We start from the raw sequence: 26534 nt of genomic DNA on the forward strand, positions 1-26534 counted from the left end.
CTGCAGAATCAGGCTCCTTGCCTCACTTGGAGGACGCCAGATGCTGCCTTCGTATTCTAGCATGATTTATACCGACTCTTGAGGAATGTTGTCTTTCTAGGCTTCTTATTATAGGGTTGTTGTAACGGTGACCAATCGGAACGGTACTGGCAAATCAGCCTTTTGAAAATACATTAGGACACTCGATTTCTCGAAGGGAGCAAACCATGACTATGTTTTTATGAGCCTATCCCAAGACATGTTTGAGGAGTGAAGCCGTTTTGAGCACGCGTTCGCCACATTCAAGAATTTTCCTACTTGTAGCAATTGGAGTTCTGTTAGTCATTTCTATTTCTAATAACGGAGTAACGATGGATTCCCAAGACCATTTCGACCATGATTCATTTGATGCTGATGACACAGATGCAGCTCCGGTTGGAGTATCCAAACATAGTGAATCTGGAGATAGAAACTTGACTTCGAGCATGACTATAGAGGATACCAGTTGGACTTCCTCTAGGGGAATCAATGTGACAAGTGGAGCAGATGTTGTCTTCAGGAATGTTAGCTTCTGGTTGAATAATGCCGAGTACCCCTCTGCGTGGATTACTGTTGAGGATGGAGCCACGCTTGTACTGGATAATTGCACAATCGAACATGACCCGGACGGTGCAGCGCCTGGAATAAGATACCTAGACGGAACTGATGGAAATATCACAAACACGAGAATTCTCAATTTTACAAAAATAGACATTGGAAATTTAGCATCAGATGGCTTCACATTGTATGGCAATGAGTTCCTAGATTGGAGTGCGCTGCAACCGATCGTGGTGCAGGGTACAGGAGAGGTAAATATAACGGCAAATGAATTTACCAATCTTGGCGATGAACGACTTTACAATCTTATCGATTTAATTGACTCTCCAAACGCAACTATTGTTGGCAACAGCTTTCACGATTTTGGAATTAAAGAGAGAGGAACCTTTTGGGCCACCTGGTTGAGAGGACTCATAGATGCTGATGTCGGAGCTATTATTGCGAACAATACTTTCGAAAACATCGGTAGAGTTGGCAGTGGGGGTTTCTACTGCATTAACGCTAATGACGATAATCTCACAATAGATTCCAATATCTTTTCCAATATACGGGGTTTTGGTCTCAAAATCTATGGGACCGAGCACCTCAATGTTACAGGCAACCTCTTCAGAAATATGACGGGAACTACAGAGACGTCGAAAAATGAATATGAGTCGAGCGGGGCAATTCTGGTTAGCATAACTGAATCTTCCAACGGAACTGGAATCATAATCGAACACAATCGGATAGACAATGTAGCTGGTGCCGGGATTTTCCAAGAAAAGTCAAACAACATCACGGTCAGATACAACACCTTGTCATCCTGCAATGGTTCCGCGCTAAGATTTGGTGATGAGGGAAGTATTGACTATGGCTCTTTTGGGAAGACCTACGGAAACTTGTTCTTTGAGAATTCCATAGGCATTTTCATCCAGAATGGCTCGGATAACACGTTTTACCGGAACGCATTTATCAACAATGATCTAGCTGCTAGGGATTACAATCATACGCGCAATGAGTGGAACAATTCCGCCTATGGCAACCTGTGGTTTAATGATTACCAGGAAGAAGACTCCAACAGCGATTGGTTAGGCGATACAACACCATTCAACTATGACGAGAACATTACTGACAACCACCCCGTCTTCAGAATAGGAGAACTACCACCGTCAAGTGGAGTCTGGGAAATCGAAATACCGACCGTATTCCAGTGGAACAGCATATCAGTACCTGCGGATATTGCTGTAGTCAACTCTACTTTCGGTGCGTTTGGTGTTCTCAACACGACAGTAAATCTGGTCAATAATCCAACCCAGGTGACAATTGAAAATAATACCGTAGCTGGGTTCCTGAATGCAACATTCACGAAGGGGCTTTCTATCGATACATATGTTAGCACTTCGTTGCAGACTTCCCTGATTCAAGGAGACTTGACATTCAATGGCCACGATGTTGGACAGCAGATTGAAGGCTCAATAGTTACGGGTGATACCCTGATTCAACATATCGATGGTTTCATGATGAATGACAACTATCTGAATGGCACCACCGGTTTGCAGTACATTTCGAATTGCATCGCAGACAATAACACCTTCAATGATCAGCTCTCGATTGATGATTCGATTGATTGCACATTCTCCAACGCGAGTCTCAAAGGTGATTTGGGAATAGATGGTCCTTCTTATTACATTACATTCGAAGATTCAACTTTTGATTCTCTGACCATTTTTGGTCCCACGACAATTAATCGTGATGTCCACTATATCACCTTCGACAACTGCACCTTCGATACGACCTCTTGGCAGTTGGGGGCCGATTATCGGTTTGTCAACATCCTCGATAGTACATTCTACAGCGGTTTTGATGTAACTTATGATCCTGTGCATAATGTGAGTGTACTAAACAATGAATTCTACCTGAACGGAGGAACAGCTGTTGATATCGATGGTGACAATGCCACAGTAACCGGAAACTACATTGTCAATTCCACTAACGCCATAGTCATTGGCGCTAGTTCTAATGCCTATACCCCGGTGGTCAATGAGAATGAGATAGTGAATATCACTGGAAATGGAATTGACATCCTAACAGACGCTTCACAACTACAAATAAAATCGAACTGGATATCAAACTGCTCTGGTTTCGGAATCCGCGCACATGGGGTAAGCAACCATTCAGTGATCAGCAATAACTATGTGGAGCTGGCTGGGAGCTACGGAATCTATATTGAAGCCTACCCCGTTGGAGTACACGGTTACTTTAGCAATGTCACACACAATGTAGTGAAATCCTGTGCCGGAAACGGAATAGAGATTGATGAGCTGGACAATAGTACGATTTTCAACAACACACTCACCATGAATGGTGGTTTTGGTGTCGTGCCTACCAGTTGTGGTGACGCGGCCTTCTGGATGAATATTCTCTATGAAAACGATGCTGGCAACATAGATGGTGCCGGAGGGATGCAGTTCGATAATGGCACCCATGGGAATTTCTGGGGTCCATCAGGGCCCGAAGGCAATGATTACTATCATGGCTATGACGATGGAACTGGCAATCCTTGGATTGGTGATGTTCCTTACGAAGTCGCTTCTGGCATCTACGATAATTACCCGCTTTTGCATAACCAACCGATGTTTCTGAACAACCCCGCAGTCATTGATACCGTATTCTTCGTTAATTTCCGTCTTATTGTCTTGAATACGACTGCTTATCCTCAGCAGGATATGTGGATACGTCAAGGTGGAAATCTAACCCTAGTTGGTACCACTATCGAGTTTCAATCTGATGCTTCCCACGTACAATCAATAATCGTAGAAACAGGTTGCGAACTTAGACTCATTCGGGGTGCCACCATTACAGCCAACAATACTCAAGCAACCTATGGATTTGGTCTCAGAAGTGGCGCCAGACTAGTCATGAACAACGCCTCAATCTATCGATGCGGCTATGGAGCAGGGAATCCGGGATTCCTTGTCAACATCACTACGATCTCATTCAACAATCTGAGGATAGGAGATTCCAACATCGGAATGGAGCTCTATCAAACAAGCCTGAATGTTTCGAATGTTAGATTCACGGATTGCGGAGTAGGCCTTCTTGTGAGAGGATGCTCTTCTTGCAACATCAGTAGCTTTACTTTCAGCAATGTCGATAGTGGAGTACAAATCAATTCGTCTAGCGATTGCACAGTCTCCATGAACGACTTCACGGGATGCAATGACTACGGGCTATCCATAGATCCCGCCTCAGTAAACATTGTTGTTCGCGACAACGAGTTTGTTGAAATCAACACTGCGGCGGTCTACATCGCGTCGAGTGGAAATGAAATCTACATGAACGCGTTTGTGAACAATACATACCATATCGACGAAGCAGGATCTCTGAGCAATACGTATAACAACGGCACTTTCGGCAACTTCTACTTCGACTATGATGGAGTGGATGATGACGCTAGCTTGATAGGAGACACACCATACTCTTCTGCTATATCAGATGTTGACGATCCATTGCCAATGATAGTATATGGCTCACTTCCGACTCCGACCGGGTGGACCGTGGACAGGCTCACTATCGCGCTTAATACCAACTATACGATCACGGGTGATGTAGACGTTAATAGCAATCTCATGCTCTTTGATACTCGACTGTGGATGAACTCGTCAGAATCTGCAACCTATCTAACAATAACTGTCTATGATGGAGCGAGCTTGACTTCTCATGCTGCTACTATCAGAGCTGTGAATGCAAGCCATAGGTTCAAGCTTACAGCAAATGCGGGTTCAGCTATCTGGATTTACGATACACAGCTAATCTATCAGCATTGGTTGCTGTCGCGAACAACGGACATAGTCGTACTGAATACAACCTTCACAAATGTATATGACGGGATTGCTCTTTTGGGTGGTGGAACAGGAAATATTACCCTTAGGAACTGCACCGTCAATTCAGCGGAACATCATGCACTCTTCATAGATCAATACAGCAACATCACAATCCGCGATTGGGTCTTCGATTCTGTTTACATCGCGATATATCTCGATCAATCAGCAGACATCTACATAGAAAACATACTGGTTCATGGATGCACACATGGGATCCGTTACGAGGATACTTCAGGTGTGGTGGGTGTAAGCAATTCAGATTTCTATGAAGCTGGCTATGTTATCACGGGAAATATCGATCGGTCTGGCCCTGCTGAGAAGCTGTTAGTAGACGGCATTAACGCCTATAAGACCGAGACCATGGGTATCAATTGTTATTACGTAAACAATGCAACAGTACTCAATTCTCACATTGAGATGAATGGTGCCGGGCGAGCCTATCACTTCGACTGGCAGACGACAGAGTATCTTCTGTGGAATTCCTATGCCTTCAACGGGACCTATGGTGCTTATGTCGATGATTACTCAAATGGAACTATCAATGAATGTGACTTCTATAACTTCACGACCGGCGTAAGCCTAAGTGACGTTGTCATGCCTGCGAACCTTAGTCTGGTTGGCAATCTATTCTATGGTTGCGACACTGGACTCCTTGGAAGTGGGAGTGTTGCCATCGGATCGAGCGCCAATACTTTCAGATACTGCGGTAAAGCAATCGATGCTGTTGACTCAAGTTGGAGTAGTTTCCAAAACAACGAGTTCTTTGACTCAAACTATGGAATCTATACAACTAACGACAATTTCCAGTACTGTCAGATAGCCGGAAACTCTTACATTGATACTAATTATCCCATCTACATGAACGGAGACCAAGACAGCTTCCAAATTGAAAATGAAACGATGCAGAATTGCATTGATGGTATAACCCTGTATGGTACTTACAATGAGTATGTTGGTATAGACAACATAACCATGAGCGGAGTAGCCGGAAATGCAATCTATCTGAGGTTCTGTAACAATGTTCTGCTATCAAACCTAACCTTTGATAATTTCACCTATGGAGTGTTCATGAAACGTGAAGCACTAAATGTGGTCATGAATGCGAGTAGCTTCACGAATGGAGATTGGGCAGTCCATCTGGAAGACCCCTCTCTAACTATGAGAGATTGCACAATATCTGGTATGACTTCGGGCGCCTTTGAATATGCAGATCTTTGGTCCCCTGATTTGTATCTCGATATTGATACCAGCAATACGCTCGAAGGACTACCAATCTACTCCTACTTCAACGTATCAGATTCAGTCATATACGGCCATGAAACATACTCTTTGTCGGTCATCAAATCAAGCAACGTTACTTTGGCAGAATTCGAAGTACAGGAAATGGATGACCTTCTCATTTTCGATTCCACAAATGTGACTATGTCCAACTCTAGTATCTATGCGGACATTTCCGTGGAAGGCAGCAATTACACTTTCATCGGAAACGTTTTCGACAATGTTACTGTCGATTTCATCAATACGATGGATAACGTGACCTTCACGCTGAATGCCTTTCTTACTGACTATGACTTTTTGAACGAATGGCAAGCAAACGATTTCTACTTGAATGGCTCAGAATATGGCAACTACTGGTACGATTATTCAGGTACGGACTCAGATGATGATGGCATCGGTGACACTCCTTTCGATGTTACAAGTGCGGGTGAGACTGACTATTACCCATTAATGACTAACCCTCTGGAATACTCGGTTACGATAAGCATATACGCCCCTCTCGATGGTGTTACCCTTCAAGGAATCACGAGTGTTTCAGTCAATGTTGATGTTGATGCCGGGTTCTACTATGAAGGTTCTACTACGGTATCCACAATAATCACCGTAGATGGTTCAGAGATAGGAAGTGGCGGTGAAGGAGATATAGAATTCAGCTGGAACACTACTGAGCATGACGATGGTCCTTACACCCTCAGGGTGACCGCTACTGTTAACGCTGTTGAAGACTTCACAGAGGAAATCTCAATCACGCTTGACAATACCGGACCCACTTTGGATCCCGAAATAGAAGATGGCAAGGCAACAGATGATAGCAGCCCAAGCTGGCGAGTAGATGCTACGGATGAGCTTTCAAACTTGGCTTGGATTGCTGTCTATCTGGACGGATCGGAAGTATCGAATGAAACAGCGTCTGGTCAAAGCGATTACCTTGATTTCACTCTTAGTTTGACCGAGGAGAGAAGCTACGAGCTTTGCCTATGCTCGATGGACGAGGTCGGAAATATAGGCATGGTTAATCTGACCATCTACTACGACATAACCGCCCCTGATCTTTCCTCACCTTCAGATTTCAGCTATGAAGAGGGTGCTACGGGGAACGCCATTACTTGGACTGCAAGCGATCTGACACCTAGCCATTACAATGTTACTGTGGATGGAAGTCCATGGACCAACGGCGATTGGAATGGCTCTGACATCGAGATCAATGTGGATGGTCTTGATGTCGGATTCAACACAGTACGCATTGAGGTGCACGACCAGGCTGGCAACTATGCAATAGATGAAGTAGAAGTGACCGTTACCGTAGCAGGTGCACCTAGCATTGACCATCCTGCAGATATCGAGTATGATGAAGGTTCAACAGGGCATAGTATAACCTGGAACCCGGATGACGTCAGTCCAGATTCATATGTTGTGTTTCGAAATGGATCAGAAGAAGAATCCGGCAATTGGGATGGTTCATCAATAACAGTGCCAGTAGATGGCCTTGGATTAGGAGTGTACAATTTCACAATAGTGGTTAACAATACAGGTGGCTATTCAGTAGCGGACATTGTTTTCGTGACAGTAGTAGATGGTACTCCTCCCACAATCAATGAGCCGGGAGATATCTGGTTTGATGAAGGTGATTCCGGGTGGTCCATATCGTGGAATCCTGATGATGACCACCCCGCAAGCTATGAGATCTTCAGAAACGGAACACTAGTGAAGTCGGGAGCATGGAATTCCACAGAGGAAACCATCACTATCTCCCTTGAAGGCCTCAGTGGCGGCGTCTACAATTACACTGCAGTTGTGTATGATGTTGGCACAAACAGCGTATCGGATGATGTAATTGTTCATGTGATACCAGACACCGATCCGCCAGTAATTCCTGATCCTCCGGCAGATATCAACTTCCAAGAAGGGCAGACTGGAATAGAGATCTCTTGGCATGCCTCTGATGCCAATCCGGCAAGCTACGTCATATTCAGAAATGGTAGTCAGATTAAAGCAGGCGCTTGGAATTCGTCATCTGAGCCTATCACCATCTCTCTTGATGGTTTGGAAGATGGCATCTGGAACTACACCGTGATTCTGAAGGATATCCATGACCAATCGGTAAGCGATACCGTCATCGTTACTGTGAATCCTTCAACCACAACTACAACGACAACAACTACTGGAACCACCGAGACAACCACATCAACTACAACCACAGGACCACCTCCTGCACCCTTGCCGATTGAAATCATCATAGCAATCGTTGGAGCAGTTGGAGCCATTGTGGTTGTTATAGTGATAGTCGTTATGAAGAAGCGGAAGTAGCCACGCTTTGCGCACCGGCGAATGCTGTAACATGGCGGATGGATAGGAAGATGCGTTGTGTTCTGGGTGGAGCCTAGGTAGAAGGCTCCACAGGATATTCCTCGCCCACTGTCGTTCCTGATTCTGTCACACAGCAGCGAAGTGCGCTCTAGATTTATTGGAAAATTTTTACGGTATTTGACGGCTATTCTCGGGAAGCAATGGAACTGTCAAAACCAGAACATTCGGGCATCCGACTAATCTTCCAGTTTATCATGATAATCTTTCAATGAGTGGCGGCTATTACTTCCTTTGAACATCTACTCACTGTAGAGCCAAATTTCGGAGCTGGCACAGATGCCATGCTTATTTTTCTAATATCCTTCATATTGTTCGTGTTTGTGCATGCACCCTACAGAGTGATTGACGCAATTCTAACACGGGGCGCCGCCAGAAATGTTGAAAGTGAATGAAGGAGCCACGAAAAAAATCTCTATTCAGTCGTCAATTGGTAACCCTAGTTACTGTGTTTGTTCCTCTGAATATGCGCCAGGGATCATCATGAAACCGTTATGGTCTTCTAAAATCGGGATATAGGCTCTATGAGCGCCTTTTATTTTACTGAATAAGTTTAAATCCCATTAAATTGCATATTGTGAATTGAAGTGACAAGTTTTACACCAGCTAAGCTATCCTAGTTGGTAGTGCGGAGCCATACGTTATCTATGATGCGTCTAGGATGCTCAAGCAAGTCGGTTAGTCTTGTCTCTCAATTTACAATCAAAAATCATAAGTTGTAAGATTCGTATTCTTTGATGAATTCATGCTTGTTCAAAACGCGCGCAGAAATTTTGGAATAGGAAGAGATTATGTGAATGAAGAGCCGCCTGATTCAACTATGCAGGATAATTGTAAGTCTCTAGAAATCCTTTCAGGTACTGCAGAGAAGGGTCTAGGAGCGTTGCATATTGTTGCAGGAATTTCTCTTTCGATTGCTCAGCTGATGATTCGACCATGGCACTGGTTTGTTGATTTCGGGTTGATTATGCCCTATTCGCTGGTGATTTTGGGAATAGTCTGTTTCATTCTTCCTGGTCGGGAATGGTTCAAGGAAACGTTGCTGCCCCGAGTGGAAGAAGGTTTTCTGCTAACGCCATCGGATCGGGAGCGGTATATGAGCTTCGGACGAACATTGAACCTAACGATAATCTGTTTTGGATGGGCATGGGCCATCTTATGTCAAGCGGGATGGACCTCTCTTTTCTATCTCGCTATGACTTTCCCTGGTCCATTCAACATTATTGGGAAGGTCATTGCTGAGCTAACTTTTCTTGGCATTTTTGCTGTCTATCCTGGAGGGCTTTTTTTGGCATTTTCACCCCTGGAAAATACCTTGATAGAGCATCACTTTGATGATATTCGGCCAATCCATGAGAAAGCCAATGCTATTGCCATGGAGAATATGAGATCTTAGAAAACAACCGTAAATGGTAATTTAAGATTCAATTCGAAGACCCTTTTGTGAGGACATATGCAAAAGATACACAAGTGAGGTATTGGACTAAATCATGCATCCCCGAGAGGTGATGCAGTTCATGCATTGCTGAGTGTCATTGTCGTTTTCAATGCAAGAGTCATGGACCGAGCATTATCGGAAACCGAGAGACATCTACGATGGCGAAAACGAAGATTGATTACGTAATAGGAGAAGCTTCTGTAACTCGAAATGGAAACAAAGAACGACTGGATGTTGACATAGGTTCGGAAGATAGCTGGTTCACGATTAGGGATGGTGACATGCTCGAAACTGAATCGGATAGCTACGTAGTTCATATACAAGAGTATGGACGTTCGAGTGGAACAAACAGAATTGGTGTTGGCCCTAATACGAAATTGGCTATGAAAATCAGTGGCGGAGTTATTGAGCAAATTAACCTGGAACACGGTCACTTAACATTAACTGCAAACGTGCCGGTTGCTACATCTTTAGCCACCGTGAAATGTGCGGCAGACAAATCAAAATATGCTGATGAATCTCTTTCTGTAATTCGTTTTGCAGACGAACAAATGGAAGTTGCTAACTTGGGAGGCGCACCATTGAAAGTACAGAACAATATGTCCGGAGAAACAATTTCCGTCACAGCCAATACTGCTGGGGACTATGTATATGAACAACTAACAGTATCCTCTAATGGAAGCAAACTGGACGGAATTACCCCTGAAATGAAATCTGTATTCAACAAAATCGAGGATCAGCTAGCAACCGAAAAAAGGGAGAAGCTGATGAAGGCTATGGGAGCTGATAACGCTGGCAAGCGCTACGTTCAAGGAATGGAAAAAATGATTGCCAATATGCGTCAGGATATTGAGGAACTTGAGAAGGAAGGGGGGGCTCCAAAGGAGCTGAAGCGGGGTGTTAAGAAGCTGGAGATGCAGTTGAGTGACGCTAAGAAGGAGCTCAGAGAGAAGGAAATGCAGAAACAGCAAGAAGCGGTTAAGAAGAAGGAACATGATGAGTGGGAGAAGAAGTTTGAGGCTCGCGAAAAGCAATTCGAACGAGACCTCGAAAAAATGGCCACAGAGGTGGATTCACAGAGTTCTAGTACTCCCACAGATGGCTTGACAGACTTAGAAAGGAAAATACAGCAAGCAGGAGCAGAGATTGACACAGAGGAAGACAGCGGTGGCTTAGATTCTGACTTCAGTGATCTTGAGAAGAAAATTGAAGCTGCGGGCAAAGAACTCGACGAAGATGAGTAATGAAACTTGATATCTCATCTCTGTTAATGCAAATACAAATATGCAATGTACCTACGGAGAACCTCAGCCTCGTTGGACTGATATACCACTCTATCTGTGCCATTGAGGGTTGCATTTCATTTCATGGAGCCTGAATTAGTAGTGATTATTGAGAGTTTCGTCTTAGCTCTAGTTACCGTATCCGCAACGGAGCTTGCTGACAAAACGATGCTTGTTGCAGTCTGTTTTGGAGCCGAACAACAGAATAACGGGAGGATTCTATTGGCTGTCGTCTCAGCTCTGATGGTTTCAACCTTTTTCGCCACAGTGCTTGGTAGTGGTTTGCGAGCCATTATACCGATAGATTGGTTGACATACATTTCCGGCGTGTTGTTCATCGTACTCGGCATCCATTCGATTTTCTTTCGAGATGATGAGGAAGAGATTACTTGTGCATCCGATGCTCAATTAGGAACCATGTTTTCAACGGTTCTGGTTTCAGAATTAGGTGATAAGAGTCAACTCGCAATTCTGGGTTTGGCTGTTGACTCTTTATTCCCGGTTGCTGTCTTTGCTGGTGCTGTTACAGCCTTCATCGTTGTCACTGTACTGTCAATTGGTATCGGTTCCACGCTTGGTACATTTAGTGAGAAACGCACTATTCACAGGATTGTAGGTGTGATTTTCGCAGTTGTTGGTCTACTTGTCTTATTTGGAATTCTATGAGATTCGGTGCCAATAGCAGCATTGTTTTGCCTGAGCTTGAGTTTGGAAAGCGCCAAGAAACGATTGAAACAAAAAGGGGTGTTTTGCTTCAAATAGAGGCGAACACCATGCGTAACCAGACATCATTCGCGCTTTGTATCATCGGTGGATTTCTCTTGATTATAGCGGGTTATACACAAGGAGTATCCACGATTCATTTGATCTACAATTTTACACACTCAATACCTGCGCTGTCGTCGTTCTATTGGCTAATCGACTTGGTGTTGTATATTCTCTGGATTATCGCTTTGGCCGGGGGATTTGCTGTGATTTTTGGTGGCTATCTCCTTACCACTTCTCATGTCCTCGCTGGCAAATTCATTATAGCTATTGCATCTGGTTTTGGTCTATTCAGCTTGATAATCACGATAATTCATGCGTTGATTGTCTTTGGATTGGCAGGGCTTTTGGTACTAGCCTGGCTGATAATGAATTCAGCATGGGCATTGGGATTGGTTTTGACTATCGTTGCTCGGGAGAAAGCTTAGTAGAACCATTTTGTTTTTCTATTTTCATAAGGACTTGCTGGGTATAACACCACTTTCTGAAAAATTCAGCACGGGTTATCTAGAGAACGTTGCCAGATTTATGTCCATGTCTCTTTTGAAGATTGAAAATCTTAGCTGGATTCTGTGTCCAGATAAAGACAAGTACGTCATAGGGGGCCTTTGTCAGTGAAGGGATATCACGTTCTTGTTTTCTCTGATCCCTGCTTGCCGAAGTTGACCTTGTTCCAGATTCGCTCGTGTAGGAAGTAGAGTGGCATTCGAATGCCGACATCGGCAATACCTACTCCTAGTGTGAAATCCAGTCTGCCTGTTACAAGGAAAATTACCATCATAATTGATGCAGTGGCAAGGATTCGCCAGCTGAAAGTCTTTACAACACTTCTATGCTTACATTCTTCGAGTTCGGCTGTAGCCATGAGAGGAATTCCTACTGGCTTTACATTCTATATTATCATATTTGATATATTAAAACAACCTAGCTCGTATCAGTTGTCTTCTGGCAAAGCAAGATGTAGTCGCTAGAATATGGAAGGCCTTTCAACCGATAGCGACTTATTGCACCGCTGGGAAATAGAAGATACTTCGGCGGATGATCACCATTGATAGTAACAGTAACAGGAGTCGTAATCCTAGCATTAGGCATCCTTTCGTTGGCTCTAACGTTCTACGGAGGCTGGATTGCTGCTTCGATTACAGAGGATTCAGAAATCGAGACCGAATACAGGTCTGAACACCTCTACTACCTGCTTTCCATGATTGGCCTCATTGTCTTGGTCACACGGCTTTTCAATGTGCCTTTGTTCTTCTGGCTGTTACAATCGTTAGTTCCATTCCTACCTGGTGCCATGTGCGCATATGGAGTGGTGAACGCCGGCTATCCTTTCTCCACAATGGCACTCCTGTCCAAACTAATCCTACCACTGTTTTACGGAGTTTGGTTGACCGTTGATTTGGCAAATCGAAGGCAGCCGCGAATTCCACTGATGAGGACATTGGCTAGAACTTTTCTGGTAGTTCTACTCCCGTTGGTTCTATTCGATAGCGCCATGGATTTGGTTTTCGTAATCACACTGCAACCGATTGATGTGCCTTGTTGTTCTAGTGTGTACGATGTCAATCCTCCCTTCTCTCCATCATCGCTCTTTGGACCCGTGGTAAGCTTTGTAATAATGGCATTGACAGTCATCTTGGCTCTCGCTCTGTCTGCTTTGCAATGGCAGCGGAAGGATTCCAACCTAGTGCGATTTGGCACTGTTGTGCTTTCGGGAATAGTGGCTATTCTGTATGTTCTGGCCATTCATGATGTCTTGGCACCTCTTTCTCTTGGCCTTGCTACTCACCATTGTCCATACTGTCTGTTCCAGGAGTTTCCTGATACAGCGCTTTTTGCAGGTGTCTTCTGGCTTGGAATAGCAGCCTCTGTGTGGAGAGTGATTCTGGAGATTACTTGGAAACGAAATGGACTTAATGGAAAACATATAGAGACCATAGCCTTGGCTTTGCGAAAGATTTCATCTGTAGCCCTACTATTTAGCATGGTATCAGCAGTCTCACATATCATGCTGGCTCTATAGGACTCTCTGATACGATAACCACCTTTCCGTTTATTTTGGTAACAAGCAAGGACTGATATATGGCCCCCAAATCCAAACCGACGAGAACCATGCCAAAAATCGCAAGAGGCCTAGCGGATATTCCTCAGAAAACCATCTACGTGTTGCTAAAGCTAGCTGAAGAAGGAGATATTGTTAGTCTTGGTGTCGGGGAACCCGATCTCGATGCACCTCCAGCGGCAATCAATGCAGCAACCAATGCTCTCGAATCCGGAAGAACCCATTACTCACCCGACCCGGGTCTGTTTGAACTAAGGGAAGCAGTTCGAAAGAAAACCGTACGGGACAGCGGATTTGATTTTGATCCTGAACGCGAGATTATTATCACACCGGGGGCAAGTGCAGCGCTTTTTGGTGTGTTGCTTGCCACAGTCGAACAGGGTGATGAGGTCATCATTCCGAGTCCGGGATATCTCGCTTATGAACCAGTGGTGCAGTTTACAGGTGCCACTCCCATTATTGTTTCTTCAAATGAAAGTAATGGCTTCATACCCGAAGCTGACACGCTAAAGGATGCCGTAACTGAAAATACAGCAGGTATGATTATCTGCACTCCCAACAACCCGACTGGAATGATGTGGAACAGGGAATCACTGGAGCTTGTGAGAGACCTAGCAATAGATAATGACTTCTATGTGTACTCGGACGAGCTTTATTCCAACATAGTCTTTGATGATAATGAACATGTAAGCATCGCTTCACTTAATGGCATGGATAAGCGCGCGGTAACCATTAGCGGCATGTCAAAGAACTACTCTATGACCGGGTTCAGGATCGGTTGGGTAATTGGATCGGAGAGTGTCATAAGTGCGTATCGTAAAATCCACCAGTATACCGCGATAGCTGCGTCCACGCCTTCTCAGATAGCTTCGATAGCCGCTCTCGAAGATTCAGGTGATTATGTCGATGCGATGGTCACAGAATACGAGCGAAGGCGAAAGTTGCTTCTACAGCGTTTTGCAAATGACATACCCCTCATTAGGGCAGTAAAGCCAGACGGATCGTTCTACATGATGGTGTGTGTTGCTGAACTAGTGGAAAAACACATGGATGATATGATTGCTTTCTTGAAATCAGAAGAAAACCGTTGTCTCTATGATAAATTCCCTCAGGCTGCTAGGGATTGGGTACATGAGGGTCGCTCGGGTTCAAAAATTACGGTGCTGTATCTTCTTTGCAAAGCTGGTGTTCTGACTGGTCCTGGCATCGCTTTTGGAGAATCAGCCGAGAATTACCTAAGGATATCTTTCGGGCAGAGTTATCCATTGATTGAAGAAGCTCTCAACAGAATGGAACAGACCCTCTCAGAATGGAAATAATCAAAATCAAGAGGGTACCTATTTTAGACATCAAAGCACATCTTGGAAATCATGTGGTTTAAGTGACTCACTATTGCTTTCATCATCCTGTAAGAATGAGGGATGGAGCTGAGCTATCAACGATTACAATCCGTCCCGAAGAAACCGGGAAGTACCCTACAGTTCTAATGAGAACTCCTTACAATGCAAAAGGGTTTGTCAGCCTAGCAAAAGGCTTCTTGGATGAGATTCCTTACGCTTTTGTAATTCAAGATGTCCGCGGAAGGTATGATTCGCAAGGAGAGCGCTTCATTCCATTCAAAGAGAAGAACGACTCGCTTGACACCTTTTCTTGGATAAAGAAACAACCTTGGTCAAACGGACACGTGGTTGTCTTTGGACCATCTTACTTGGGCTATACTGCCTTACAGGTTCTAAATGATGAATGTGACTCAATAGATGCTGTGTTTGCCCCTATGACATTCACTGGCCCCAGTGAGGGTCTGGTATATCGCAGTGGAGTACTGCAACTGCATTGGGCCTTGCCTTGGGCGATAATGACTTCAACTAGGGTTCAAGCCTCTTTGAAGCTCATCAATGGTTCGTGGCCGGATGCGTTCAAAGGGCCCTTGAAGAACAAAGTAAAACAACTAGGCTGGCCACAGCACGTCTGGGATATGTTTCTATCTCCGCTCGATAATGAAACATGGAACGAAGCTCGTTTGGAGTTTAGCGAGCCTGTGAAATCAAGAATATGTCTCATTGGTGGATGGTATGATTTCATGCTTGGAGCCACTTTGAGAAGCTATGGAGATTTAGTTAATGCTGGTGGCGTGAAGCCAGATCTCATAATAGGAGGATGGAGTCATAACGGATACCTGCAGAGTCTTTCAGGCGTGGGGGACTTTGATTTGGGTGAGCAAGGCAAAGCACATGCAATAGAGGATTTCTCGAACCTTCTTAAACGAACAGAGACCGAGGCGGAACAGCTAATCCGAGTCTATGTTCTCCGATCCAATAAGTGGCTCGAACTTGATGAGTGGCCTCCAAGAAACATCGTCGAAGAGAAGCTCTATCTTGGTGGTGAATATGATTTGCTTCAGAACCCAACGAGTGAATCAGTGGACTTCAGCATTCCTGCGGATCCCAGAAATCCTGTACCCACAATAGGTGGGTCAGTCTGGGAATTTCCCCCTCACTTGGAACCTGGTCCAGCAGACCAATCGTCATTGAAGAATCGACCTGACATCCTTCGTTTTGTCTCTCCCCCATTTGATAGACCTAGAACAATACTCGGACCTATCAATGCAGAGCTTTGGGTATCAACCCCCTCTGAACTTTCTCACTTCACATCAAAACTTACTTTGATAGATGGGGATAGTGAGCGCATCATTCAGGACGGAATCATACCAATTAAGCAGATTGACGAAACTCCAACTCAGGTTTGTGTGGATTTGCTGGCAACAGGTATGGAAATCAAAAAGAATGAGCAGATTGGGTTCGAAATATCATGGTCAAATTTCCCGAAATATGCGTTATCAGAAATATCTAAGCCCACAGTCCAACAGGTCCATGTGTCCCATTCAATGCCTTCACACATCAGCATACCCTTTCTTACAGAATGATTTGAAAATCTAGCTCTTCCCAATGCTTTCTTACCTGCTGGTTTTAACCTGAATAATCCGGTTACTCAATTCTCCCGTTCCTGATATCCACAACTGTGTCTGCCCAGTCCAGGACCCGAGTATTGTGAGAAGCCACTACAACAGTCATCTCTTCTTGGTCTATAAGCTGGCGCAATTGCGAAAGTGTGTTTGTCGTTAGGTCGACATCCATAGAACTACCGGGTTCGTCGGCAATCAGGATCCTAGGCGAGTTGATTAAAGCGCGGGCTATACTCACCCTTTGCTTCTCACCTCCACTGAGTTCTGCAACTCTGAAATTCTTGCGATGGCTCAACTCAAGCTTCTCTAGTTTCTCTTCAGCCTGTTCCTCTGCGTTTGAGATACTCATGTCTGTACAAAGCTTCGGAAGGGCAACGTTCTCTATTGCACTTAGATGAGGAAAGAGATACTCTGATTGAAACACGATGCCAATCTCCTCTCTCCTCATCTTTGTTTTGAAGACTTCAGAGGTGCCTGAAATGCTTGTGCCTCGCAGAAAAACCTCCCCACGACTGGGTGATGTAAGCAAAGAGATGATACTCAGCAGCGTCGTCTTTCCGGCTCCACTCGGTCCTGCAATGGCTGTTGCCTTGCCTTCCACTATTTCCAGAGTTACGTCAGCCACGGCGTGGACTTCTCTATTTGATCCGGTATGATAGGTCTTCCAGACATTCTCAAGTCGGATTGGACTTTTCATTTCACACACCTCGCAATACGATATCTGGTTCGGTAATGGCGTTTCGCCAAGCAGGAATCACCGAAGCAACTAGAATCGGAGCTATACCAACGGCGTAGGCTGTGAAAATAGTGCTTGGTGAAACCATGAGCGGCATACCACCTAGAAGCAAACTGGTGCTCCACCCCAGAACAAACTCAGAAAGAAGAGGTGCCCCCAAGAAATAATCATAGACTATTGCAAAGCTGATTCCAGTGCTACACCCCAATAGGCCCAGAATGAGGTTCTCGAACATACGAATTTCTAGGACATCAACTGTGTCGAATCCAAGTGCCTTGAGAAGACCAACTTCCCTCCGTGCTTCATCTGAGCCTGAACTTGAAACTGTGAATGCAAGAAGAACCACAACAAGTAGCAGAACAGCCCAGAGCAACGCTACTATGCCGGCTCGAACCGAATAAGCACGAAGTCCCATATCCCGCATGGCGGATTTGCTGAGTATCCGCGCCTCCGGGAAGGTGTTATCCATTTGAAGCGCTATGCTGTTGGTATTGTATCCTGGACTTGTCCAGACTGCGATATCCGTGCACGAGTCATTGGCAACTCCTAGCACCTCTCTCGCGCTCTGAATATCCGTCATAAGGATATCATAGCTGTAGATTTTCGATTTGCTGGAGAAAATCCCAACAATTTCAAAGGGAATGAGCGAGTTGTCATAAGCAATCAAGCTTATTTGAGAACCAACACCGAGGCTCACTGATGCCATTGACCTTTGCATCAAATCCAGAATTCCTTGTCCCACAACAAGCTTATGTGTGTCATTCTGGGGCAAGAACGATCCCTCTCCTATGATATCTGTTCCAACTGCCCCCGGAGTCTCTTCATACTGGGCAGGATTGATTCCCATAATCGTCATCAATTTTCCACTGCCAACGTCTGCGTACCCCCAGACACGAGGTAAAACATCCTCAACACCACTGTATGCCGTCAGATTATCACGCCACGAAATGGGGCATGGTGCTTGTCTTCCTCCAACAAGTTTCTGTACTGTGATATCTGGACCTTCATCCAGTGAGAGGGAAAAATCCTGTGCAACGCCTTGCCTGATGAATTCAATTGAGCAAAGAAGTGAAGTAGACATGGCTAAAGCAAGAATGATAGCTACTGTCTTGCTTCTGTGTTTGATGACATTACCGATTGCGTAATTCGCCAGATTAGCGTGCTTTCTTACGCCCATATGAGGACCTCCCTATGAGAATTATGATTGCAGGTGGGATAAGTGAAGAAAGTATCAATAACGTGATAACCTCAAGATTGCTTAGTTGGAGCACAACTGGATATGTCTGGAATGGGATATCTACGGATATTGGATTTTCATGCATGATTGGACTTACTATGGGATTGCCCCTGTAAAGTGAATAGCCACCAGGTATGTCTCCAAGAACCCCATGAAGGGTTTCTAGAATTGGTGATCTGAAGCTATACGAGTCCTGAACTATGCTTGGACCGAGCTCAGGAAATGGCCATATCCCAATCCCAAGATTGGTTCTGCTGAATAGGAATGTAGAAGCGATACCAAAGGATACGAGGACAACAACGGAAGCCACGACTGCCTTCTTCTGTTTCATTCTTCTCCCTTCACTCTGGCCAAACATACGGATTAGCTACTATTTCCCCACTATATTCATCTAGGAAATGGCTTTCGCATAGATCTTCCCCGTAGGCGTCTTCACAGACTGCTACTATGGTTGGTTCCTCGGTGGTGGGATTCACATAATTCTCAGAATAGATCCAGACAATCATTGGATCGTTCCAGTCCATTTCCATACCACAGATTGGACAGTGGACCCTGATATTCTCCAGTAGACTGATTTCCCCCGTTGTTTTCAGTCTCTCAAAAGCTAGTAGAGAGATGTTTATGCAACAGTAGTGCCTTTGGCTTCCGTTTGCAAACAGGAATGTGACCTCGTTGCCTAACGGATTCATGATAGGATCTCCGGTCCAATCACAATAGTCTGTTGTAGGTAACGTGATGGTGTAACTGTATATTGCCACGCAACCTAGTATGACAAAGACGACCTGTACCATCTGTTTCTGCTGCTGGTTCAATTTGGATTCACCGGTTACTCAGCGGTTCCAAGAGATGTATACATGCCTAGGAAACTCAGGAGTGCAATGGCCGCACCTAGAACCGTCTCTACATCCCGAGTAAACCAGCATCGCATCTGCGTTACACAGACCGGTGCAAATGTCCATGGTGCTATTGCTACGAGGATTCCAAGAATCATAGTTAGAAGATAGATTATTGCTTCAGTTTTCACGTTTTTTCAACTCAGTCTTTGTTTGTTTTAGATGTCGATAGTGTAGGTCTGCGAATCAGCAGAATTCTGCATCTCGTCGAAAGCGGTCACATAGAAACTGTAACTGTCACCACTGCTTGCCTCTCCGACCGATGCTACCCAGCGGCCTCCCGCAATACAAAGACAGGCAAAGAACTGCATGTCTCTGGTCTGATATTCTTCTCCATTCTTTGAGAAGTGTAGTTTCGCTCCCGAGACCCCAGAAGGATCAATGCAGTAGATTACTACACGGACTTCATCATCCGGCTTTGGTGGGGAAGGCCTTATGTCGATTTGATAGATATTGGGTCCGCTCACATCACTGAAGGCTGCAGAATAAATGGCCCAGGAGAGTCCAACTACTAGGAGAACTCCCACGCAGGCCAGCTTAGTCTTTGTCTTCATTCAACTCACAGACTCCAAGCTATTCAATGAGGTGGTTCTGACGAATATCAGTCTTTCGACGAACTCTTCTTCGACTCGGTGGAAAGTATAAATACCCGGCGGAGTCTATAGTGAAAATCAAAGCCGCTTCTGGACGGATTGAGACAATGAGTCAAGCCATCAAGCAAAACAAATACTTCCTTACTACCGTCATTCTGAGTATTATTCTCTTCAGCATGACATTTGGAAACTTACCCGGCCCCTCCACACAATCGGGAATAGTAGAGGCGAATGGGACGAAATATGATTTCAGCGAGTATGGCGTTGTGAACAAAGAACAGCTAGGACTGTTCAATTACCTTAACACGCTTGTCAGCCATGAGTATCAAGATTACGGTGAGTGGGACGGCTGGTACGCTGAAGATTTCCATGGCCTTCATCACTACGTTCTGGCATTCATGGATTACGCTGTTTCTGGTTTGTTCGAGACGACGCCTGGGTACAGATCAGAGCATTATCGCGGATTCGCACACGATCTTGTCAAGAAAATGAACACTACCGAAGATGTCTGGGGCAATAGCAGCATAGAATGGAAGGAATGGACGCACCCAAGCTACAACTACGTGGATTATTACTATCCGAATGCCACACACCCCGACGGTGATGATGTATATACCGGTGGCTTTCGTGGGCCTGCCAACATCATGTGGACCGGACACTACGCACTCATGATGTCACTCTATGAGCGTTCATTCAAGACCGGGGAGATGACAGACGAAATCTCTTGGTTTGTTGAAGACTGGAATACTTCATTGACAACTGACGGACTTGGTAATCCGAAAGAAGGTGGCATATGGGGCGTAGGGCTTATCCCCTGCGAGCCATACATTGTCTTTGTTCAATGCAATAGCATACCGATTTACGCAACCGAGCTCTATGACAATATGTACGGAACACAATACATGGAAAGCGGTATGTGGGATGCTGGTTTGGAGTATGCCAACGAAGTGATGCAAGATGAGTATGACCTATTCACTGACGGCTATTTCGTACAGGAACAATTCGGCCACTTCTACTCCGAAGAGCGTTTGCCTGATGAATATCCTGGGCCGCAGATGTCATTCTATGTTGATGACAAACCAAAGGTATCCTCATATTGCGACGCATGGGCACTAGCATTCTTGGAGTATACACAGCCCGAGAAAACCGCGGAAGACTACCCTGTATTTATGGAGCATTTCAAGAAGGAAGTTTCCAGCGACCAATGCTACATGATGGATACCTATAACAATCCTGACGGCTTCGGCACCTACGACATCCTAGGTAGCTTATTCTCAATGGCGCTTACCAAACAGCAGGACGATTTTGTAACCTTGGAACGATTGATGAATTTTCTTTACAGTTCATACAACAAAATCTGGGATGGGCGGAAGATGCATTTCGATACCATGAGTCTAGAGCCCTTCCTTCAACCTGTGCTTGCATTTGGCTGGCTTTGGGCAACCACACCGATTACGGTGAAAGACTTGGCAGACACAAGACCGGCAGCCTTCTGGGATTATCCCTATATCAGTGAAGCCGATGACGAAAATATTTGGGTCTATCAGGCAGAGTGGGATCCAGATAAAGAAGGCTTCATTCTAAATGTGCAGGTGGATGAACAAGCTACAATCACATTCAGCAACTTCGACCATGAGCCAGTCCCATATCATAATGGAGATCCACTTCAAGAAATGACGCAAGAAAACGGAGACTGGGTGTTGACACTGGACCCAGGTTCATATCAGCTGGTGATAACATGAGCGCAGATTCCGAAGAATCCAATGACGACATCCAGATGTCGCAAATCGTTGATCGACTGAATGTCAGCTCAGGAAAAGAGGCGGCTGTAACATTAGCAGCTGCGGCTATTGCAGTGGTGCTTTATGTAATTCTAACAGCAATTCCATGGCCATACACAATGGTAAGTCTGTTCAAGTTGGGAATTCTTCCATCCTTAGCAGTTATATCTACCATTGGAGCGATTCGTGGTCCAGTAGCGGGATTTCTGACTGGGTATCTAGGAGAGATTTTAGCAGGACTTCTGTTGCATGGCACGATTCTTCTAGGCACAGCTACTGCTGCAGCATTTGGTGTATGCGGGTTAGTCGTTGGAATCCTCTCATATGACTTCAGCCGTGGAAGGTCGCTCGGTAAGCTATCATTCATGTCTGCCTTTGGATTTGTGCTGACTACCTTGCTGGTTACAGCCCTCAGCCTATTTGTTGAAGTAACAGCACCAATGGCCGCAATTGGCTTCTTACTCCTACCCTATTTGACTGTAGGGTTGCCGACGATGATCTTGTTTACTCCTGTCTATGCACGTGTATGGCATATTTTCATGCGGAGATTCTTGCCCAGTCATCTCAAATAGCAACTGTTACAGAAAGAAATCTTGGTATGCCCCTCTATATGGTATTAGAGGAATCTCATGTTCAGTAGCTAAGGCTTTGTTTGTGCGTTTGATCCGCCCACAGCTTGCGATAAAAATAGAAATACTCGAAGAGTGCCGGGACATCATCGCAGAATAGGATTTCGTGTTCTCGGATGACATTCATTTTCATATAAAGCGGAAGCTCTTCAAACAACCTTACATCGTATTTATCCGCATTGATTCTCTTCCAGATTTCCCCGAGCAAATCCGCCTTCTCTTTTGGTGTTTCTGCATCTGGAGCAACAACACAGACGTCAATACCGCTTTTCGGGCTCATTTCCCCACGCACGTAAGAACCAAACAGCAGTACACCTTGTATCGGGGTCAAATCACTTAGCCACTCAAGTTCTTCTCTTATTTGGTGAAGCTCTGGGACATCCAATCTTCTACCTCCTCCATATACTTCTCTATTTTCGGAAGGGTTCGTCTTACACTTTCAATGAGTAGATCAACATCCAAGTCATTGTAGATGAGTACTATTCGATTTCTGAGTCCATTAGCTTCTCTAAGAACATTCGCTGATTCTTCAGAAATGATGTGATTATTTTTTGCCATCTTGATATTCGAGTAGTTATCCATAGGTGGCAATTCGTTATCTTTAAGCATCATAGCTAGGACATCGGTTGAAACCTCGACAGCTTCTTGGTATGCCTTTTGTATTATGAGTAGAGTTTCTGTATCGTTGAAATCGCTATCCGACTGAAGTTTTTGGTTCAATAGAGAAATCCGCATTCTGCCATGGCTGAGTTTCTGCATGTATCGTTTGCGGCGGACTTCATTCGACATATTGCTTACACTCTCAGATGTTTTGTACTACTTGCCATTTTTTATCTTCTGCTTTTTTCAGATATGCGTACTCGCATAAGTCCTATATCCGTCACCTTAATTGCTTTTCATGCTATCTGTTTCTCTATGCCAAAATTTCCTAAGGTAGTCGGAGAAGATCTCTTGGGAAACGAGATTGCAGTTCCTTCAGAGCTGAAAAAGGAATTTGATATTCTCTTGGTAGCTTTTCAGCGGTGGCACCAGAGTTTAGTCAATTCATGGATTCCATTTTTGAAGGATCTTGTCGAGAAATACTCAAACACTGAGTTCTACGAATTACCCACAATCCGCGAAATGAATCCTGTTTACAGATTCTTCATCAACCATGGCATGAAAGCAGGCATTCCATCTGAAGAAACTCGAGGCAGGACTATTACTCTTTATTTGGATAAAGATTCGTTTACTGATAGCCTTGGAATAACTGATGAAAGCAAAATATACATCTATCTAGTTAAGCGCGATGGCCAGATTCTGTGGAAGAATACTGGCCCATTCACAGAGGAGAAGAGAGATTCTTTGGAAAGAGCCCTGAAGAATGTAATTCATAAGGAGCTTTAGATGGCGATTCTCGAACTCGTCAAATATTGTCTTCAGGAGCGGTTTTCTGCCGGAGCGCCAAATCGTGGATCTGAGTCCCTTTCTTAGTAAGCTCAATAACCTCATCAAAATATGTGTGTGCTTCTTCTTTTCGTCCAATCCGCCTGTTTATTTCACCCATGAGGTACTTCGTTGTAGCTCTTTGTTCAAGTGGAATTAGGTGTTGACTAAATGCTTTCTCAAATAGATTCAATGCTTTCATAGCATATTGCTTCTCTCGATTTTTGTTTCGCGCCCACCAGTAAGCTGTAACCCACTCACTTGCAAAGTCATATGGATCACTTTTCATGATTTTATGCTTGACCAAAAGCTCAAGGCATTTAATCGCATGTACAATTCTATCAGATAACATCCCTCTTTCTGGAATTGGCAGCTCTTTCAACTCATTATTGAGTTCACTGATATTTATTGTCAATTCGAAAACTTTCCTGCGACCACAGAATCCACAGGAGGGACATAAATGGTAGTGAAATTCTGTTGGATTAGCTCCCCAGTAGTTCGGCCTGTAATCTGATCTTGTTGAAGCATAGCCGCAACTTGCAACAACACTGCTTTCGAAATCCTCGTGGCAAGCTGGACAATTGAGGGTTATGGGTGCAAAGGTGGTCATACCGTAGAAATCCGAATTATCGAATAAAAGGAAAGATGGTATGTAATCGTCGGAGGATTCCCCTGAAAATCAATAGTGAAAATACAACCCAAAAGCATCAAGACTAATCAGCTCCTTTGCACATGTAATTCTAATCAGCAGAAGGATTGAATAGATAGTTTGATGGCAATATGTACGCCTATCTGATTCCTGATTGGAAGGGTGAATTGGTGTAGATTGTATGGAAAGCGTTCGTAGCCAACCCAATGACTTCATTGGAATCATACTCTATACGATGCTTGAACAAAGAACTTCCGAGAATCCAGATTATCCCCCATTTCATACTTGGAAGATGAATGTTGTCCTTGCTACTGATTATTATCCTCTAACTCTCATATTTGACAACGGATTGGAATTTCGAAAGGGAGATTTGCAGGAGCCTGACATAAGGATTGGTTTTCAATTCAATACTCTACTTGAGTTAGTTCAGGGGAAAAAGACACTCTTAGGAGCTATCCTTGGGAAGGCCGTCAAAATCGAGGGGCTTCTACAGCATCCAACGGATGTGTATCGACTGTACAAGCTAATCCGCTATATCATTGAGGAATGAGATATGAATATCAAAGATAGGCTGATTGAAATAGTCGGATCAAAATATGTCACAGATAACCTGGCTGACCGATACATCTATTCTTTTGATATGACCGAGAATCCAGGTCATCAACCTGATTTTATTGTCATGCCGGACACTGTCTATGAGATACAAGCAATTGTTAATTTGGCTAATGAAACATTAACTCCCTTGATTCCATACGTAACTGGACAGAGTGTGGGTGGGCTTACTATTCCTCAGGTTGAAGGAGCTGTTATTGTTGACCTGAAGCGGATGAATCGGGTTATTGAAATCGATCGGGACGCGATGTACGTTCTTGTGGAACCCGGAGTCACATTTGGTCATTTGAAGCGAGCACTGGAAACCGAGTGTCCGGAATTTAGATACACTTACCCCCTCGCCCCTCCATACACATCGGTAGTAGCAAATGCCCTTCTCCAGGGGCTTTGCGACCTTTCAACTCAACACGGCGCGATGGCTGACTTCATCAATGGGCTTGAAGCTGTTCTGCCAACTGGTGAAGTTGTTCAAATTGGTTCGGGAATCTTAGGCGAAAGCAACTGGTTTGGGCGGTACCCTCTTCCTGATCTTGTAGGTCTTTTCTCAGGCTGGCAAGGAACGAGTGGTATCGTTACGAAGATGGCTCTGAAAATCTGGCCCAAGCCTGAGCATAAGAAACATGCCGCCTTGTTCACTGTTGGAGAACGAGAGACAACAACTCTTCTCAAGCAGATTGCTTCAAGTCAAGTTCTTGAGGATGCTGACTGCATGTCTATTTCTATCGTGAAGATGCTTCTTGGAGCTGAATATCCTGTCAACGCCCTAGAAGGCGAACCAGACTATGGAACCGTGCTAGCTGTGTCTGGAAATACTGAAGTGGAAGTTTCAGAGAAGATGGCGGTAATCGAGGCATTTGTGAAAAAGGCAAACCAGCATGGAGAGAAGCATCTCCTCGTAGACTGGGACACTGTAAGCAAGATGATGGGGTCCCAGGCAGAATCATGGATTGATTTTCCGTCAGACGCATTCAAGGTCCTGACTGAATTTGATGGCCTCACGTGGTGCGGCACCTATATTCATCCAAAGCATTGGGGAGAAGCCTTGACGGGCGGCCGTTCTATTGTTGAGAAATATGGTTTTGAATTGATGGCATTCCTGAAACCAATGAACGGAATGCATTTTGCAGAGTTCAAATTCATCATCCGATTCAAGAAAGAATCACACATTGTGGAGAAGGTTAGGAAATGCAATGATGAGCTCTTGGATTTTGCTCTGGGTTTGGGAGCGATTCCGTACAAAACGCCTGTTTGGGCTGCAAGGAAGCTCCAGAGGAGGATTGATTCGGGCTACCTCAAATTGCTGAGAAGGCTCCGTAGATTCCTTGACCCAAATGGCATCATGAATCCTGGACGATGGGCCATAGATAGTTAGATTGGGTGCCTTGGCG

Annotated in this window: 23 protein-coding genes; 13 read left to right on the forward strand and 10 right to left on the reverse strand. The window is 44.6% G+C overall.

Annotated features, from left to right (window positions below; all coding sequences use genetic code 11):
* Positions 1–350 precede the first annotated feature (350 nt).
* From GF309_09270 to GF309_09290, 5 genes are all read left to right on the forward strand, one after another.
* Positions 351–8024 carry a hypothetical protein gene (locus GF309_09270; GenBank protein ID MBD3158964.1) on the forward strand — a complete coding sequence of 2558 codons (7674 nt, stop codon included), beginning with the start codon at positions 351–353 and terminating at the stop codon, positions 8022–8024.
* An 850-nt stretch (positions 8025–8874) separates the two neighbouring features.
* Entirely contained in the window at positions 8875–9477 is a 603-nt protein-coding gene (locus tag GF309_09275; protein MBD3158965.1) for a hypothetical protein, read from the forward strand.
* A gap of 200 nt (positions 9478–9677) precedes the next feature.
* Complete coding sequence (locus GF309_09280; protein MBD3158966.1) at positions 9678–10763, forward strand: hypothetical protein; 1086 nt, start codon at positions 9678–9680, stop codon at positions 10761–10763.
* 123 nt (positions 10764–10886) lie between these two features.
* Positions 10887–11468, forward strand: coding sequence for a hypothetical protein (locus tag GF309_09285; GenBank protein MBD3158967.1), 582 nt, complete (start codon positions 10887–10889; stop codon positions 11466–11468).
* Between the two features lie 26 nt (positions 11469–11494).
* On the forward strand, positions 11495–11995 hold the full coding sequence (locus tag GF309_09290) for a hypothetical protein (protein ID MBD3158968.1): 501 nt from the start codon (positions 11495–11497) through the stop codon (positions 11993–11995).
* Positions 11996–12192: 197 nt separating this feature from the next.
* Here GF309_09290 and GF309_09295 read toward each other — a convergent pair whose 3' ends face one another.
* Positions 12193–12432: a DUF2061 domain-containing protein gene (locus tag GF309_09295; GenBank protein ID MBD3158969.1), complete on the reverse strand. Its 240-nt coding sequence runs from the start codon at positions 12430–12432 to the stop codon at positions 12193–12195.
* Positions 12433–12615: 183 nt separating this feature from the next.
* On the opposite strand from GF309_09295, the gene GF309_09300 reads away from it, so the two are divergent.
* From GF309_09300 to GF309_09310, 3 genes are all read left to right on the forward strand, one after another.
* Entirely contained in the window at positions 12616–13590 is a 975-nt protein-coding gene (locus tag GF309_09300) for a hypothetical protein (GenBank protein MBD3158970.1), read from the forward strand.
* Positions 13591–13649: 59 nt separating this feature from the next.
* On the forward strand, positions 13650–14948 hold the full coding sequence (locus tag GF309_09305; protein MBD3158971.1) for an aminotransferase class I/II-fold pyridoxal phosphate-dependent enzyme: 1299 nt from the start codon (positions 13650–13652) through the stop codon (positions 14946–14948).
* A gap of 62 nt (positions 14949–15010) precedes the next feature.
* On the forward strand, positions 15011–16552 hold the full coding sequence (locus tag GF309_09310; GenBank protein ID MBD3158972.1) for a CocE/NonD family hydrolase: 1542 nt from the start codon (positions 15011–15013) through the stop codon (positions 16550–16552).
* A gap of 61 nt (positions 16553–16613) precedes the next feature.
* Here GF309_09310 and GF309_09315 read toward each other — a convergent pair whose 3' ends face one another.
* From GF309_09315 to GF309_09340, 6 genes are read right to left on the reverse strand one after another with little or no spacing between them, the layout of a single operon-like run.
* Positions 16614–17288 carry an ATP-binding cassette domain-containing protein gene (locus tag GF309_09315; protein MBD3158973.1) on the reverse strand — a complete coding sequence of 225 codons (675 nt, stop codon included), beginning with the start codon at positions 17286–17288 and terminating at the stop codon, positions 16614–16616.
* 1 nt (position 17289) lies between these two features.
* A complete protein-coding gene (locus GF309_09320) occupies positions 17290–18504 on the reverse strand; it encodes an FtsX-like permease family protein (protein MBD3158974.1) in 1215 nt (404 codons plus the stop codon).
* A complete protein-coding gene (locus GF309_09325; protein MBD3158975.1) occupies positions 18482–18895 on the reverse strand; it encodes a hypothetical protein in 414 nt (137 codons plus the stop codon). The genes GF309_09320 and GF309_09325 overlap by 23 nt, the downstream gene beginning before the upstream one ends.
* A gap of 10 nt (positions 18896–18905) precedes the next feature.
* Positions 18906–19376: a hypothetical protein gene (locus GF309_09330; GenBank protein ID MBD3158976.1), complete on the reverse strand. Its 471-nt coding sequence runs from the start codon at positions 19374–19376 to the stop codon at positions 18906–18908.
* A gap of 14 nt (positions 19377–19390) precedes the next feature.
* Positions 19391–19588 carry a DUF4418 family protein gene (locus GF309_09335; GenBank protein MBD3158977.1) on the reverse strand — a complete coding sequence of 66 codons (198 nt, stop codon included), beginning with the start codon at positions 19586–19588 and terminating at the stop codon, positions 19391–19393.
* A gap of 27 nt (positions 19589–19615) precedes the next feature.
* Complete coding sequence (locus tag GF309_09340) at positions 19616–20011, reverse strand: hypothetical protein (protein ID MBD3158978.1); 396 nt, start codon at positions 20009–20011, stop codon at positions 19616–19618.
* A 110-nt stretch (positions 20012–20121) separates the two neighbouring features.
* Between GF309_09340 and GF309_09345 the strand changes: the two genes are divergently transcribed.
* Together GF309_09345 and GF309_09350 are read left to right on the forward strand one after the other, a co-directional pair.
* Positions 20122–21792, forward strand: coding sequence for a hypothetical protein (locus GF309_09345; GenBank protein ID MBD3158979.1), 1671 nt, complete (start codon positions 20122–20124; stop codon positions 21790–21792).
* Positions 21789–22403, forward strand: a complete 615-nt coding sequence (locus GF309_09350) for a hypothetical protein (protein ID MBD3158980.1) — start codon at positions 21789–21791, stop codon at positions 22401–22403. Before GF309_09345 ends, GF309_09350 begins: the two co-directional genes overlap by 4 nt.
* A gap of 61 nt (positions 22404–22464) precedes the next feature.
* Here the strand turns inward: GF309_09350 and GF309_09355 are convergent, their stop codons facing one another.
* Positions 22465–22821 (reverse strand): DNA polymerase subunit beta, encoded by a 357-nt coding sequence (locus GF309_09355; protein MBD3158981.1) that lies wholly within the window; start codon positions 22819–22821, stop codon positions 22465–22467.
* The gene (locus tag GF309_09360; GenBank protein ID MBD3158982.1) at positions 22818–23249 is read right to left on the reverse strand and encodes a DUF86 domain-containing protein; all 432 of its coding nucleotides are present in this window, start codon (positions 23247–23249) and stop codon (positions 22818–22820) included. Before GF309_09360 ends, GF309_09355 begins: the two co-directional genes overlap by 4 nt.
* Between GF309_09360 and GF309_09365 the strand changes: the two genes are divergently transcribed.
* Positions 23202–23846: a hypothetical protein gene (locus GF309_09365; GenBank protein ID MBD3158983.1), complete on the forward strand. Its 645-nt coding sequence runs from the start codon at positions 23202–23204 to the stop codon at positions 23844–23846. The genes GF309_09360 and GF309_09365 overlap by 48 nt on opposite strands.
* A gap of 19 nt (positions 23847–23865) precedes the next feature.
* Here the strand turns inward: GF309_09365 and GF309_09370 are convergent, their stop codons facing one another.
* Entirely contained in the window at positions 23866–24495 is a 630-nt protein-coding gene (locus GF309_09370) for a DUF2225 domain-containing protein (GenBank protein MBD3158984.1), read from the reverse strand.
* Between the two features lie 220 nt (positions 24496–24715).
* On the opposite strand from GF309_09370, the gene GF309_09375 reads away from it, so the two are divergent.
* Positions 24716–25084 carry a hypothetical protein gene (locus GF309_09375; protein ID MBD3158985.1) on the forward strand — a complete coding sequence of 123 codons (369 nt, stop codon included), beginning with the start codon at positions 24716–24718 and terminating at the stop codon, positions 25082–25084.
* A 3-nt stretch (positions 25085–25087) separates the two neighbouring features.
* Positions 25088–26518 (forward strand): FAD-binding protein, encoded by a 1431-nt coding sequence (locus GF309_09380; GenBank protein MBD3158986.1) that lies wholly within the window; start codon positions 25088–25090, stop codon positions 26516–26518.
* Positions 26519–26534: the final 16 nt, after the last annotated feature.

Source organism: Candidatus Lokiarchaeota archaeon (genome assembly GCA_014730275.1).
Lineage (GTDB): Archaea > Asgardarchaeota > Thorarchaeia > Thorarchaeales > Thorarchaeaceae > WJIL01.

What these genes read in the sequence shown, in the direction of transcription:
- GF309_09350 (MBD3158980.1), top strand. Translation starts at nt 21,789, where the DNA reads ATGAGCGCAGATTCCGAAGAATCCAATGACGACATCCAGATGTCGCAA.
- GF309_09305 (MBD3158971.1), top strand. Translation starts at nt 13,650, where the DNA reads ATGGCCCCCAAATCCAAACCGACGAGAACCATGCCAAAAATCGCAAGA.
- GF309_09365 (MBD3158983.1), top strand. Translation starts at nt 23,202, where the DNA reads ATGGCTGAGTTTCTGCATGTATCGTTTGCGGCGGACTTCATTCGACAT.
- GF309_09315 (MBD3158973.1), bottom strand. Translation starts at nt 17,288, where the DNA reads ATGAAAAGTCCAATCCGACTTGAGAATGTCTGGAAGACCTATCATACC.
- GF309_09280 (MBD3158966.1), top strand. Translation starts at nt 9,678, where the DNA reads ATGGCGAAAACGAAGATTGATTACGTAATAGGAGAAGCTTCTGTAACT.
- GF309_09370 (MBD3158984.1), bottom strand. Translation starts at nt 24,495, where the DNA reads ATGACCACCTTTGCACCCATAACCCTCAATTGTCCAGCTTGCCACGAG.
- GF309_09375 (MBD3158985.1), top strand. Translation starts at nt 24,716, where the DNA reads ATGGAAAGCGTTCGTAGCCAACCCAATGACTTCATTGGAATCATACTC.
- GF309_09285 (MBD3158967.1), top strand. Translation starts at nt 10,887, where the DNA reads ATGGAGCCTGAATTAGTAGTGATTATTGAGAGTTTCGTCTTAGCTCTA.
- GF309_09380 (MBD3158986.1), top strand. Translation starts at nt 25,088, where the DNA reads ATGAATATCAAAGATAGGCTGATTGAAATAGTCGGATCAAAATATGTC.
- GF309_09325 (MBD3158975.1), bottom strand. Translation starts at nt 18,895, where the DNA reads ATGAAACAGAAGAAGGCAGTCGTGGCTTCCGTTGTTGTCCTCGTATCC.
- GF309_09360 (MBD3158982.1), bottom strand. Translation starts at nt 23,249, where the DNA reads ATGTCGAATGAAGTCCGCCGCAAACGATACATGCAGAAACTCAGCCAT.
- GF309_09270 (MBD3158964.1), top strand. Translation starts at nt 351, where the DNA reads ATGGATTCCCAAGACCATTTCGACCATGATTCATTTGATGCTGATGAC.
- GF309_09320 (MBD3158974.1), bottom strand. Translation starts at nt 18,504, where the DNA reads ATGGGCGTAAGAAAGCACGCTAATCTGGCGAATTACGCAATCGGTAAT.
- GF309_09340 (MBD3158978.1), bottom strand. Translation starts at nt 20,011, where the DNA reads ATGAAGACAAAGACTAAGCTGGCCTGCGTGGGAGTTCTCCTAGTAGTT.
- GF309_09295 (MBD3158969.1), bottom strand. Translation starts at nt 12,432, where the DNA reads ATGGCTACAGCCGAACTCGAAGAATGTAAGCATAGAAGTGTTGTAAAG.